Origin of the sequence: Amycolatopsis arida (assembly GCF_900115565.1) — a bacterium.
In the GTDB taxonomy this organism is placed as follows: domain Bacteria; phylum Actinomycetota; class Actinomycetes; order Mycobacteriales; family Pseudonocardiaceae; genus Yuhushiella; species Yuhushiella arida.
In genome coordinates this window covers 297,208-310,937 of sequence record NZ_FOWW01000005.1, presented here as the reverse complement: position 1 = coordinate 310,937, position 13,730 = coordinate 297,208, and the positions used below count along the sequence as shown (strand labels likewise).

Genomic DNA, 13,730 nt, shown 5'->3' with positions numbered 1-13,730 from the left:
GGCGGCGTGACCGCCCGACCCGTCGAGGACGCCGGCACCCGGGATCGGCTGGAGCTGCCCGTCCCGGCGCGGCTGGTGGTGCTCGCCTCGGGCTCGGGCACGCTGCTGCAGGCGGTGCTGGACGCCACCGGCCAGCCGGACTACCCGGCCAGGGTGGTGGCCGTCGGCACCGACCGGCCGGGCGTCGAGGCATTGGCCAGGGCCGAGCGGGCGGGCGTCCCGCACTTCACCGTCCGGGTGGCCGACCATCCCGACCGGGCCGCGTGGGACGCGGCGCTGACCGGCGCCGTCGCCGCGCACCGGCCGGACCTGGTGGTGTCCGCCGGCTTCATGAAGTTGCTCGGCGAGCGGTTCCTGCGTCGCTTCTCGAACCGGGTGGTCAACACCCATCCCGCGCTGCTGCCCGCGTTCCCCGGCATGCACGCCGTCGCCGACGCCCTCGCCGCCGGGGTGAAGGTCACCGGCTCGACGGTGCACCTCGTCGACTCCGGCGTGGACACCGGCCCGATCATCGCGCAGGAGGCGGTGCCGGTGCTGCCCGACGACGACGAGGCGGAGTTGCACGAGCGGATCAAGACGGTGGAGCGCCGGCTGCTCGTCGACGTGATCGCGACGCTGGCCCGTGCGGGCTGCATAGTGGACGGACGGAAGGTGAGGATCCCCAGGTGAACGAGCAGGCACGGCGCCCGGTGCGGCGCGCCCTGATCGGCGTTTCGGACAAGACCGGCCTGCTGGAGCTCGCGACCGGGCTGCACGCCGCGGGCGTGGAGATCGTGTCCACCGGCGGCACCGCGAAGGTCATCGCCGACGCCGGGGTGCCGGTGACGCCGGTCGAGGAGGTCACCGGATTCCCCGAGTCGCTCGACGGCCGGGTGAAGACGCTGCACCCGCGGGTGCACGCCGGGCTGCTCGCCGACCTGACCCGACCGGACCACGTCGAGCAGCTGCGGCGGTTGGACATCACGCCGTTCGACCTGCTCGTGGTGAACCTCTATCCGTTCGAGCGAGCCGTGGCGTCCGGGGCGAGCCCGGACGAGTGCGTGGAGAACATCGACATCGGCGGGCCGGCGATGGTCCGGGCGGCGGCGAAGAACCACGGCAGCGTGGCCGTCGTGGTCGACCCCGCGCGCTACGGCTGGGTGTTGGAGCGGGTCCGCGACGGCGGGTTCGACCTCGCCGAGCGGCGGCGGCTGGCGGCGCGGGCGTTCGCGCACACCGCGGCCTACGACGCCGCGGTAGCGTCCTGGTTCGCCGAGGTCCACGCGCCGGCCGACGACACCGGCTTCCCCGACTTCCTCGGGATGACCTGGGAGCGCGGCGAGGTGCTGCGCTACGGCGAGAACCCGCACCAGGGCGCCGCGCTCTACCGCTCCGGTCGCGAGGGCCTCGCCCACGCCGAGCAGCTGCACGGCAAGGCCATGTCGTACAACAACTATGTCGACACCGCTGCGGCGCGCCGGGCCGCGTACGACTTCGGCGAGCCGGCGGTCGCGATCATCAAGCATGCCAACCCATGCGGGATCGCCGTCGGCGTGGACGTGGCCGACGCGCACCGCAAGGCGCACGCGTGCGACCCGGTGTCGGCCTACGGCGGGGTGATCGCCACGAACCGGCCGGTGTCGGTGGCCGCGGCCGAGCAGATCGCCGACGTGTTCACCGAGGTCGTGTTGGCCCCTGACTTCGAGCCGGAGGCGCTGGACTTGCTGCGGCGCAAGAAGAACATCCGGCTGCTGCGGCTGCCCGAGCCCGCCGGGGAGGCGCGGGTCGAGCTGCGACCGATCTCCGGCGGGGTGCTCGTGCAGACCGTGGACGCGCTCGACGCCCCCGGTGACGACCCCGCGCGCTGGACCCTGGCCGCCGGGGAGCCCGCGGACGCCCGCACCCTGGCCGACCTGGCGTTCGCGTGGCGGGCGGTGCGGTCGGTGAAGTCCAACGCCATCCTGCTGGCCAGCGACCTCGCGACGGTCGGCGTCGGGATGGGGCAGGTGAACCGGGTCGACGCGGCCCGGCTCGCGGTGCGGCGGGCCGGCGACCGGGTCGCGGGAGCGGTGGCCGCGTCGGACGCGTTCTTCCCGTTCCCGGACGGGCTGGAGGTGCTGCTCGACGCCGGGGTGCGCGCGGTGGTGCAGCCGGGTGGCTCGGTGCGCGACGCCGAGGTCACCGCGGCGGCCGAGGCGGCCGGCGTGCCCCTGTACCTCACCGGCACCCGCCACTTCGCGCACTAGCCCGCTGGTCCGAGTCCGTTCCGAGTAGCCGGCACCGATGAGTTTCGTCGGGTTCCGGGGTCGGTACTGGCAGGAGCCGGAACGGGAGGAACAGAGATGAGTCTGCCGCGAGTCGTGACCAGGGAAGAGTGGGCCAGAGCGCGCGAGGAGCTGCTGGTCAAGGAGAAGGCGGCGACCCGGGCCAGGGACGCGCTGAACGCCGAGCGCCGCCGACTGCCGATGGTCGAGATCACCGAGGACTACGTCTTCGAGGGGCCGAACGGCCGGCTCGGCCTGCTCGACATGTTCGAGGGTCGGCTCCAACTGGTGATCTACCACGCCATGTTCGACCCGGAGTGGGACCTGGGTTGCCGCAGTTGCTCGGGGTTCCTGGACCAGATCGGGTATCTCACGCACCTGCACGTCCGCAACACCACGTTCGCGGTGGTCTCCCGGGCCCCGCTGGCCAAGATCACGCCGTTCAAGGAGCGGATGGGCTGGACGATGCCGTGGTACTCGTCCTTCGGCAGCGACTTCAATCGCGACTTCGACGTGACCCGGGACGACGGCGAGCACCCGGGACTGAGCACGTTCCTGCGCGACGGCGCGCGGGTGTTCCACACGTACTCGACGTACGCCCGTGGCCTGGACGGGCTCGGGAGCACCACCAGCTTCCTGGACCTGACCGCGCTCGGCCGGCAGGAGGAGTGGGAGGAACCCAAGGGCAGGGCGGCCGCGCTGGGCCTGCAGGCCGGCGGTCCGGAGCTGCGCTATCGCGACGAGTACGAGACGCGTCCGGACTCGGCTACCGGGCGGTGAGGTTGTCCAGCACCTCCGCGCCGACGGCGGCGACGGCGTTGGCGAAGTCGCGGACCGGCGCGGGCTCGTTGCCGAGGAAGCCGACGTCCCACCCGCTGTAGCTGACCAGCACGAACTGCCCGCCCTGGCGGACCTGCAGGGTCACGTCGGTGATGTTGCCGCTCAGCCGCGCGCCCAGGCACGCCTCCTGGCCGAGTTGTGGCGGCGGCAGTTGCTCCCCGGCGCAGCGGGGCCGCCGGTCGGCGCCGCTGATGATCTGCACCTCGAGGTGGCGCCGGCCCTCCCCGTCGACGCCCTTGGTCTGCTGCCACGCGCAGCGGGCCATCCGCTCCTCGCCGCCACTGAGGTCAGGGTCGGGGTTGGTGGTGCGTAACCGTTGCCGGGTCTGCTCGCTGACGGCGTCACAGCGCGGGTCCAGCTGGGCTCCGGTGGGTGGGACGCCGCCGTCGCGGTGCACGTTCAGGTAGACGATCACCAGGGTGGCGAGCCCGCCGAGCACCAGCAGCGCGACGACGCTTACCGCGACGACCACCCCGGCGCGCCGCCCCGGTGGCTGGCCCGATGGCTGGGGTGGCTGGTGCGATGGCCAGCCCTGGGCTCCCGGGTGGCCTCCGTGCGGTGGCCATCCCGGCGGTCCTCCCCACGGTGGTCCCGCCGGTAGGCCTCCCCGGGAGCCTCCGGCCGGTAGGCCTCCCCGGGAGCCTCCGGGTGGTCCTCCAGTCGGCCAGGAGCCGGGCGGCGGTGCCGGTGGTCCTGGTGGGCCCCACCCCGGTGGTGCCGTCATGCCCGCTCTTCCCCCAGCTGGTCGAGACCGAACGTCCAGCGCAGTATGCCGCAGCGGGTCGTGCCGGAGCGCCGCGAGCTCACTTCCGGGTGAGTCCCCGGGGCCCGCTTGACAGTCGAGGATGCCGAGTGTTCACTAGTCATCGAACACACGTTCGATATCCACCGGCTTCCCCACGGTGGGCAGGTTCCACCCGCGCCAGGCGCGGGTGGCTCGGTAGCGCTCGTGGGGAGGTGATGTCAGGTGCGGGGCGGATCGGCGGCCGGCGCTCTTCGGGAAGCCCGATCTTCGGGGACGGAGCGGGTCGAGCGGCGGCCGGCGGGGACGGCTGGGGCCGCGGGCGCTCCGGAGTCCGGGGGGACGCCGGAGTCCGTGGAGATGCCGGAGTCCGCGGGGATGCCGGAGTCCGCGGGGATGCCGGGGACGCCGGGGACCGTCGCGCACCTGGCGGCACTGCCCGGGGTGCGCACGGCCAGCGGGGTGGCCGAGGCGGCCCGGCACGCCCGGACCACCGGGCGGCTGCTGCCGGTGCCGCCGGCGCTGGCCGACCTGCTGCCCGGGGGCGGGCTGCGCCGGGGCTGCACGGTCGCGGTGCACGGGTCCACGTCGCTGCTGCTGGCACTGCTGGCCGAGGCGACGGCGGGCGGATCGTGGGCGGCGGCGGTGGGCATGCCCGACCTCGGGGTCGTGGCCGCCGCGGAGCTGGGGGTCGAGGTCGGCAGGCTGGCGCTGGTGCCGCGGCCGGGTGCGGACGTCGTCGGGGTGACGGCCGCGCTGCTGGACGGCGTCGACCTCGTCGCGGTCCGGCCGGCGGGGACGGTGTCCGGTCCGGCCGCCCACCGGCTGTCCGCGCGGGCTCGGCACCGTGGGGCGGTGCTGCTCGCGCTGGGGCACTGGCCGGGCGCGGAGGTGGAGCTCCGCCCCACGGCCGAGCGGTGGACCGGGCTCGACCAGGGGTACGGCTTCCTGCGCGAGCGTCGCGTGGAGGTGTGCGGGACGGGCCGTGGGGCAGCGGCGCGCCCCGTCCACGCGGCGGTGTTGCTGCCCGCGCCGGGTGGTGCGGTCGCCGGTGCGGGCGGTGCGGCCGATGCGGCCGCCGGCGGGCCCGCGTGGGACGAGCGGGGAGTGGGGTAGCGGTGGCCCACGAGACCCCTGCCCCCGCGCGGGCCCGCTCGCCCGGCGACCCGGTACCGGTGCGGCCCGAGGACGTGGCGTGGCGCCCTCACCAGCCGCCCGGCGAACCAGGTCCGGCCGCTCCGACGAGGCCCGCCGACTCGACTCCACCTGCTCCGGTCGGACCCGCCCGGTCGGCTGCGATTGCCGGGCTGGCTGTGGTCGGGCCTGCCCGGCTGGCGGCGGTGGGGCGTGTCCGGTTGGCTCTGGTTGGGGCCGCGCGGTCGGGGCGGAGTGGTGTTTCGTCCGGACTGAGCTGGCCTGTTTCGGCTGCCCGGTCCGACCCACGCGACTCCGCTGCCCAGTCTGGTTTGTTGGCTGGTTCGTTCGGGTGTTCCGGTGGCGGCGGGGCGGGGCTGGTTGGGCTCGCGCCCGACGGGCGGGGCTCGGTCGTTGCGGAGCGGTCCCCCCGATCTGTTCCGGTTGCTCCGGTCGCGCCTGCCCGGTCGACTCCGGTGGAGCCTGTCCGGTCGGTATTGGTTGGGCCGGCCCGGCCGGCTGCGGTGGGGCGTGTCCGGTCGGTTCTGGTTGGGTCTGTGCGGTCCGGGCGGGGTGTTCCGTCCGGGCGGAGCTGGTTCGCTTCGGATGTCCGGCCCGATCCGCCCGTCGGCTCCCTCGGACGGCCCGGTCCGCCCGCTGGTTCGTCCGCGCCGCGGCGTGGTGACTCGGCACCAGAGCCTGCCCAACCTGGTCCGGGCGTTCCGGCTCGACCTGACCGGCCAGATCGGGATGAGTTCGCCCCACCGCGCCCGGATGCGAGGGACGCCCGCACCGATCCGCCCTCCGGCCCACCCGCACGGCCCGGCGATCGGGATGCGCCGGTGCGGCTGCTCGTGCTGTGGTGCCCCGACTGGCCGGTGGTCGCGGCCGGGCTGGCCGCCGGCGTGCCCGCGCACCGGCCCGCCGCGGTGTTCGCCGCGAACCGGGTGGTGGCCTGCTCGGCCGTCGCCAGGTCCGCCGGGGTCCGCAGGGGCATGCGGCGCCGGGAGGCCCAGTCCCGGTGCCCGGAGCTGGTGGTGTTCGGCGACGACCCGGACCGGGACGCGCGGCTGTTCGAACCCGTCGCGGCGGCGGTGGAGGAGCTGGTCGTCGGGGTGGAGGTGGTGCGCCCCGGCGTGGTCGCGGTGCCGGCGCGGGGCGCCGCCGGGTACTTCGGTGGCGAGGAGCGCCTGGTGGAGTTGCTGGTCGACCACGTGTCCGGCCGGGCGGGCGTGGAGTGCCAGGTCGGCGTCGCCGACGGGCTGTTCGCCGCGGTGCTCGCCGCGCACCGCTCGGCCGTGGTCCCGCCCGGCGCGAGCGCGGAGTTCCTCGCCCCGCTGCGCATCACCGAGCTGGACCAGCCCGGATCCGACCGGGCCGAGCTGGTCGACCTGCTGCGCCGGCTGGGCCTGCGCACCCTCGGCGCGTTCGCCGCGCTGGCCGAGCGGGACGTGGCCGCCCGGTTCGGCAGCGCGGGAGTGCTCGCGCACCGGCTGGCCAGGGGCCGCGCCGACCGGCCGCCGCACCGCCGCGCCCCGCCGCCGGAGCTCGCCGTCACCGAGTCGTTCGACCCGCCACTGGAACGGATCGACGCCGCCGCGTTCGTGGCCAGGTCGTTGGCCAGCCGGTTCCACACCGGGCTCGCCACCCGCGGCCTGGCGTGCACCCGGCTGGGCATCCACGCCGTCACCGAGCGGGGCGAGGAGCTCGACCGGGTGTGGCGGTGCGCCGACCCGCTCACCCCACAGGGCATCGCCGACCGGGTGCGCTGGCAGTTCGAGGGCTGGTTGCGCGCGGGTGAAGGGGAGCGGCCCACCGCGGGCGTCGTCCGGTTGCGGCTGGAGCCCGAGGAGACCGTCACCGGGCAGTCCCTGCAACTCGGGCTGTGGCCGGCGGGGCCGGGTGGGACGGCCCGCGGCGGGCTCGGCGACGAGCACGCCCTCGCGACGGAACGGGCCGGCCGGGCACTGGTCCGGGTGCAGGCCCTGCTCGGCCCGGACGGCGTGCTCACCCCGGTGCTCGGCGGCGGGCGCGGCCCGGCCGAACGGGTACGGCTCGTGCCGTGGGGCGAGCGGGCGGAGCCGGCCGGTGACCCCGGCGCGCCCTGGCCGGGTCGGCTGCCGCCGCCGTCCCCCGCGACGGTGTTCGAGCGGCCACCCCCGGCGACCGTGCTCGACGCGGCGGGGGAGCCGGTGGGCATCACCGCGCGGCACCGGATCACCGCGCCGCCCCACCGGGTGGCGGTGGCCGGCGGTCGGGCCCGACGGGTGCTCGACTGGGCGGGGCCGTGGCCGGTGGCGGCGGCCTGGTGGACCGGGCCGGGCGCGCGGGACCGGGCGCGGCTGCAGGTCCTGCCGGAGGGCGACCGGCCCGGCGAGCCCGGCACCGCGCTGCTGCTGGTGTGGGAGCGCGGAGGCGATCCGATGTGGACAGTGGAAGGGAGGTACGACTGAGATGGACAGCGAGTGGGAGCCCGACGTCACCGACCTCGGCGCCGATCCGGTCTCCGCGGTGGACACGGAGTGCTGGGCGGTGATCCCGGCACCCCGGCGGTCGCCGGAGAACCCGGGGTGACGTCGTGGGCTGGAACAACCCGCCGGTGCCGTGGCGGGAGCACGAGCGCCGCCTCTCCGGCTCGGCAGATCCGTCAGATCCGTCCACAGGGGACACGAAAGCCGGCACTCGGCCGGCGCCGCACGACCGTCCCGCCGGCGCCGGCCCCGCACCCGCGAACACCGGGGTCCGGGTGCCCTACGCGGAGCTGCACTGCCACTCCAACTTCAGCTTCCTCGACGGGGCCAGCCACCCGGAGGAGCTCGTCGCCGAGGCGGCCCGGCTCGGGCTGGACGCGCTCGCGCTCACCGACCACGACGGCATGTACGGGGTGGTGCGGTTCGCCGAGGCGGCGCGCGAGCTGGGGGTGCGCACGGTGTTCGGCACCGAGCTGAGCCTGGGGCTCGACGCGCCGCAGAACGGCGTCGCCGACCCGGCCGGCGAGCACCTGCTCCTGCTGGCCAGGGACGCCGACGGCTACGCCGCGCTGTGCCGGGCCACCACGGCGGGCCTGCTGGCCGGGCACAGCGCCGAGCACAGCGTCGCCGAGGACGCCGGGGGCGCCACCACGCGCGGGGGCGGGCCGCGGGCGGAGAAGGGCCGCCCGGTGTACGACCTGGAGGCGCTGGCGGCCGAGGTGGCCGACCGGTGCGTGCTGCTCACCGGCTGCCGGAAGGGCCCGGTGCGGCGGGCGTTGGCCACGGCCGGGCCGGACGTGGCGGCGGACCGGCTCCGCCGGCTCGTCGAGCTGTTCGGCCGGGACAACGTGGTCGTCGAGCTCACCGACCACGGCCTGCCCACCGACACCGCGGACAACGACGTGCTCGCCGAGCTGGCCACCCGGTTCGGCCTGCCGACCGTGGCCACCAACGCGGTGCACTACGCCACCTCGGAGCGCGGCCGGCTGGCCGCGGGGCTGGCCGCCATCCGGGCCCGGCGGAGCCTGGACGAGATGGCCGGCTGGCTGCCCGCCGCGGGCACCGCCCACCTCCGCTCCGGCCGGGAGATGGCCCACCGGTTCGCCCGCTACCCCGGCGCCGTGCGGCGGGCCGCGCGGCTCGGCGTCGAGTGCTCCTTCGACCTGCGGCTGGTCGCGCCCGAACTGCCCCCTTTCGACGTCGGCGAGGGGCACACCGAGGCCAGCTACCTGCGCGAGCGGACCTACCTCGGGGCGGCCCGGCGCTACGGCGGCCCCGTGGCCAACCCCGAGGCGTACCGGCAGCTCGAACACGAGCTGGACATCATCGAGCGGCTCGGTTTCCCCGGGTACTTCCTGATCGTCTGGGACATCGTCCGGTTCTGCCACGACAACGGCATCCTCTGCCAGGGTCGCGGGTCGGCGGCGAACTCGGCGGTCTGCTACGCCCTCGGCATCACCAACGTCGACTCGGTGCGCTGGCGGCTGCTGTTCGAGCGGTTCCTCGCCCCGGACCGGGACGGCTACCCCGACATCGACCTGGACATCGAGTCCGACCGCAGGGAGGAGGTCATCCAGTACGTCTACCGCCGCTACGGCCGGCTGCGCACCGCACAGGTCGCCAACGTCATCACCTACCGGGCCCGCTCGGCGGTGCGCGACGCGGCCAGGGCACTTGGTTACTCACCGGGGCAGCAGGACGCGTGGAGCAAGCAGATCGACCGCTGGGGCCCGCTCGCGGAGACCCAGCACGACCACGACCACGACATCCCGGCCGAGGTGCTCGCGCTGTCCTGCGCCATCGAGGACTTCCCGCGTCACCTCGGCATCCATTCCGGTGGGATGGTGATCTGCAACCGGCCGGTGAGCGAGGTCTGCCCGATCGAGTGGGCGCGGATGCCGAACCGGAGCGTGCTGCAGTGGGAGAAGGACGACTGCGCCGCGGTCGGGTTGGTCAAGTTCGACCTGCTCGGGCTGGGCATGCTCTCCGCGCTGCACTACATGATCGACCTGGTCCGCGAGCACGAGGGCGAGGAGGTCGACCTCGGCCGGCTCGACCTGGCCGACGACGAGGTCTACGCGATGCTGCGGCGGGCCGACGCGATCGGCGTGTTCCAGGTGGAGAGCCGGGCGCAGCTGGCCACCCTGCCCAGGCTGAAGCCGCGGACGTTCTACGACCTCGCGGTCGAGGTGGCACTGATCCGGCCCGGGCCGATCCAGGGCGGCTCGGTGCACCCCTACATCCGGAGGAGGAACGGGGACGAGGACTGGGACTTCGACCATCCGTTGCTGGCGGGCGCGTTGCGCAAGACGCTCGGGGTGCCGCTGTTCCAGGAGCAGCTCATGCGGATCGCGGTGGATGTCGCGGGATTCAGCCCCGCGGAGGCCGACGAGCTGCGGCACGCGATGGGCGCCAAGCGCTCGACCGCGCGGATGGAGCGGCTGCGGCAGCGGTTCCGCGCCGGCGCGGTGGCCAACGGTGTCGACGAGGCGTTGGCCGAGCGGTTGTTCGCCAAGTTGCAGGCGTTCGCCAACTTCGGCTTCCCGGAGAGTCACGCGCTGAGCTTCGCGCACCTGGTGTTCGCCAGCGCCTACTTCAAGCGCTACCACCCCGAGGCGTTCCTCGCGGCGCTGCTGCGGGCGCAGCCGATGGGGTTCTACTCCGCGCAGTCGCTGGTCGCCGACGCCCGCCGGCACGGCGTGGTGGTGCGCGGGCCGGACGTCAACGCCAGCCTGCCGCACGCCACGCTCGAGCCGCGGTCCGCCGCGGGTGGGCTCGTCGTGCGGCTCGGGCTCGGCGCCGTGCGCACGATCGGGAAGGACCTCGCGGAGTCGGTGGCGGCGGAGCGGCGGCGGGGCGGGGAGTTCCGGGACATGGCCGATCTGACCCGCCGGGTGCGCCTCACCACGCCGCAGGTGGAGGCGTTGGCCACGGCGGGCGCGTTCGGTTGTTTCGCGCTCGACCGGCGCTCGGCGCTGTGGGCGGCCGGCGCGGTGGCGGAGGAGCGGCCGGGGAAGCTGCCCGGCACGGTGGTCGCGACGGCGCCGGTCCTGCCGGGGATGAGCGACGTGGACCTGGCCGTCGCCGACGTGTGGGCCACCGGGGTCTCCCCGGACAGCTTCCCCACGCAGTTCGTGCGGGACCGGCTGGACCGGATGGGCGCGCTGCCGGCGGCGCGGCTGGCCGAGGTCGACGCCGGGGCGCGGGTGCTGGTCGGGGGCGCGGTGACACATCGGCAGCGCCCGCCGACGGCCGGCAGCGTGACGTTCCTGAACCTGGAGGACGAGACCGGGATGGTGAACGTGGTGTGCTCGCCGGGGTTGTGGCGGCGGTACCACCGGATCGGCCGGTCGAACCCGGCGTTGCTGGTGCGGGGGGTGGTGGAGCGCGCCGACGGGGTGGTGAGCCTGTACGCCGACCGGCTGGAGCCGCTGCCGCTGCGGATCACCACCCGCTCCCGCGACTTCCAGTGAGGGGGCGGTCCCTGTCGGTGGTGGCTGGCATAGTGGCGGTATGTGGCGGCGCGGCGGTGAGCAGGTGGGAGTCCCCGCCCGCTCCGGGGTAACCCCGGGGAGTAGGAACTCGGTTGGGCACGGCGCCCCACGCGCGTCGGCACGCTCCGCGTACTGGTCAGTGCGCGCGGAAGAACGGAGAGCAGGTCACCCCGCGCCGCCACGTCCCGCCGGAGCCCGCGCTCGATGAATCCACCGGGCACCGACGAGCCGGGTGACGGGTCCGGCCCTGCCCGCTTCGATCCTGCCTGGTTCGATCCTGCCTGGGCCGATACCGCCGCGCTCGCCGCGCGGTACCGCCGGCGCATGGAGTCCGAGGAGCGGCGACGGGCCGGCCGTCTCGCCGAGGTCGCCCTCGCCGGTCCGTGGCGGCGCGGCGCGCTCGCCGACCGGCTGGCCGAGCAGGGCCGGTTGCCCGTCGACGAGGCCGAGACGCTGGCCACCCGGTTGATCGAGCTCAGCCCGTCGCCGCCGTTCGGGCCGGCCGAGCTCGCGGCGTTGCTGCGGTCGCTGCCGCCACGACCCGCCACGCCCGTGCGTCGCGCCCGGCACGGCGCGGCCGTCGTCGGAGACGATCGCCCGCACGGCCGCGCCGAGCGCACCCCGTTGACCGGTGCGGTCGGCGGCACCGCGGCACCGACCAGAACCGACGGTTCCGCGGACGGCGCCCCTCGACCAGCTGGCGCGCCCGGCGATCCTGGCGATGCCACGCTCGCCCCACCGGAACACGGCGAACCCTCCGCCGGTGCGTCGGCCGACGCGGCATCCGGTCGTGGTGAGGGTGGGGGTGTTGACGCGGCTGGGTCGGTGGGTGGGGCTGGGCGTGGGGTGCCCGGCGGGCTGGTGAGTGATGGTGATGCCGGTGAGGCGCCGGGTCGCGCGGGGTCCGGTCGTGCCGAGGCAGTGGGTGCTGGAGCAGTGGGGGCTGGAGCAGTGGGTGCCGGAGCTGCGGGCACCGACGCGGCGGGGTCCGCCGGTGCGCCTGGCCGCCCTGCGCCGGTCGCGGCGGAACCGGGGGACGGGGCGAGCGCGTGGCGATGGGACGTGCCGCGCTGGGCCACGCCCGGCGAGTGCGCCCGCGCGCTGGATCTCACGCCTGGGGAGTTGGAGTGGTTCGCCGACGCCGGCACCTGGAACCGCCGGGCCGGCGAGCCGTTGCGGCACTACCGCCAGACCTGGGTGCCCACCCGCTCGGGCGGAGTGCGACTGCTGGAGCAGCCCAAGCCTCGGCTGGCCGAGTTGCAACGCCGCGTCGCGCGGCACGTCCTGGCCCGGATCCCGCTGCACGACGCCGCGCACGGCTTCCGCCCGGGTCGGTCGGTGGAGACCTGCGCGGCGCCACACGCCGGCCAGGCCGTGGTGGTGCGGATGGACCTCGAGGGCTTCTTCGCGTCGGTCACGGTACGGCGGGTGCGGGCACTGCTCGGCCGAGCCGGCTACCCACCCCGGGTCGCGCGGTTGCTGGCCGGGCTGCTCACCACCGCCACCCCGGCCGACGTCCTCGCCGCGGTGCCCACCACCCCGCCCGGCCCACCACCCGGCGACCCGCCGAGCCCGTCGCCGGCCACGCCGCCCGATCGGCCAGGCGACCGGTCCGGCCGGGCCCCCATTGACCCGTCCGATCGACCACCGCCCGCCGACCCAGCAGGCCCACCGGCGGCCGGCCCACCGGATCCTTCGCCGACCGGCCTGTCCGCCCCGACGCCCGCCGGTCCGTCGGATCCATTGTCCACCGGCCAGGCCGGCCCATCACCCGCCGACCCGGCGAACCCGGCGGACCCGGCGCCGAGCAACCCGCCCGATTGGCCGGGCAGCGACCGGTCCGGCCGGGCGGTCACTGGCCCGTCCGCCCGACCATCGCCCACCGGTCGAGCCGGTCCGTCGGCGGCCGGCCCGCCGGATCCGTCACCCGTCGACCAGGCCGGCTCGGCGGGTGCCGGCCGTGCCGACCCGGCGTGCACCGACCCGTCCGGCCTGGCGCGCACCGACTCGTCTGGCCTTGCCCATGCCGGTCTGCCGGACCCGGCGTGCACCGGCCGCGCGCCCGCTCGCCACGCCGACTCCTCGCCCGTCGACCACCTGTCCGGCCGGTCGTCGGCCGTGCCGGTCGACTCGCCGGGCACCGGCTTCTCCGGCCTGGTGCCCGCCGGTTCGGCCGATCCCTCACGGTGGCGGTTGCTGCGCCGGCTGGCCGCGCCGCACCTGCCGCAGGGCGCGCCCACCTCGCCGGCCGTGGCGAACGCCGTGGCCTACCGGCTCGACGTGCGGCTGGCCGGCCTGGCCCGCGCGCTCGGCGCGCGGTACACCCGCTATGCCGACGACCTCGCCTTCTCCGGCGACGCCGGGCTCCCGGTGCGCCGGCTGGTCGCGGGCGTGGCGCGGATCGTCCGGGGCGAGGGGTTCCGGGTGCGGGCGTCGAAGACCTCGGTGGCGCGCGCCCACCAGCGGCAGAAGGTGGCGGGCCTGGTGGTGAACGCGGCCCCGGCGGTGCCCCGCGCGGAGTACGACGCGCTACGGGCCCTGCTGCACAACTGCGCGCGCACCGGACCCGCCGCGCAGAACCGGGACGGCCACCCGGAATTCCGGGCGCACCTGCTGGGCCGGATCGGCTGGGTGGGCGCCACCCACCCGGCCCGCGCCGCGCGGTTGCGCGCGCTGTTCGACCAGATCCCGTGGTGAGCCCGCCCGCGGGAACGAGCATCCGAGTGAAGCCGCGAGCTCGCCGTTCGGGACGGTGAGTTCGACGTTCGGGGGCGCGGGCGTTACCCGTGAGCGAGCTGGCGAGTGA

8 protein-coding genes are annotated in these 13,730 nt (G+C 75.8%); 7 read left to right on the top strand and 1 reads right to left on the bottom strand.

The window, feature by feature from the left end; genetic code table 11:
* Nucleotides 1-48: 48 nt before the first annotated feature.
* The 3 genes from purN (at nt 49) to BM051_RS17155 (ending at nt 3,023) form a co-directional block, all read left to right on the top strand.
* Nucleotides 49-669: a phosphoribosylglycinamide formyltransferase gene (purN, locus tag BM051_RS17165; RefSeq protein WP_092531305.1), complete on the top strand. Its 621-nt coding sequence runs from the start codon at nt 49-51 to the stop codon at nt 667-669.
* Nucleotides 666-2,225 (top strand): bifunctional phosphoribosylaminoimidazolecarboxamide formyltransferase/IMP cyclohydrolase, encoded by a 1,560-nt coding sequence (gene purH / locus BM051_RS17160; RefSeq protein WP_092531153.1) that lies wholly within the window; start codon nt 666-668, stop codon nt 2,223-2,225. The genes purN and purH overlap by 4 nt, the downstream gene beginning before the upstream one ends.
* 96 nt (nt 2,226-2,321) lie before the next feature.
* Nucleotides 2,322-3,023, top strand: a complete 702-nt coding sequence (locus tag BM051_RS17155) for a DUF899 domain-containing protein (protein WP_092531152.1) — start codon at nt 2,322-2,324, stop codon at nt 3,021-3,023.
* Here BM051_RS17155 and BM051_RS17150 read toward each other — a convergent pair.
* Nucleotides 3,010-3,555 (bottom strand): hypothetical protein, encoded by a 546-nt coding sequence (locus BM051_RS17150; RefSeq protein ID WP_092531151.1) that lies wholly within the window; start codon nt 3,553-3,555, stop codon nt 3,010-3,012. The two genes, BM051_RS17155 and BM051_RS17150, sit on opposite strands and share 14 nt — an antisense overlap.
* Before the next feature lie 630 nt (nt 3,556-4,185).
* On the opposite strand from BM051_RS17150, the gene BM051_RS17145 reads away from it, so the two are divergent.
* The 4 genes from BM051_RS17145 to BM051_RS30670 all read left to right on the top strand — a co-directional run bounded on the left by BM051_RS17145 (nt 4,186) and on the right by BM051_RS30670 (nt 13,621).
* Nucleotides 4,186-4,941 (top strand): hypothetical protein, encoded by a 756-nt coding sequence (locus BM051_RS17145; protein WP_243859584.1) that lies wholly within the window; start codon nt 4,186-4,188, stop codon nt 4,939-4,941.
* A gap of 866 nt (nt 4,942-5,807) precedes the next feature.
* Nucleotides 5,808-7,412 (top strand): Y-family DNA polymerase, encoded by a 1,605-nt coding sequence (locus BM051_RS17140; RefSeq protein ID WP_092531301.1) that lies wholly within the window; start codon nt 5,808-5,810, stop codon nt 7,410-7,412.
* A 125-nt stretch (nt 7,413-7,537) separates the two neighbouring features.
* Nucleotides 7,538-10,903: an error-prone DNA polymerase gene (locus BM051_RS17135; RefSeq protein ID WP_092531150.1), complete on the top strand. Its 3,366-nt coding sequence runs from the start codon at nt 7,538-7,540 to the stop codon at nt 10,901-10,903.
* Nucleotides 10,904-11,128: 225 nt separating this feature from the next.
* Nucleotides 11,129-13,621 (top strand): RNA-dependent RNA polymerase family protein, encoded by a 2,493-nt coding sequence (locus tag BM051_RS30670; RefSeq protein WP_424923286.1) that lies wholly within the window; start codon nt 11,129-11,131, stop codon nt 13,619-13,621.
* Nucleotides 13,622-13,730: the final 109 nt, after the last annotated feature.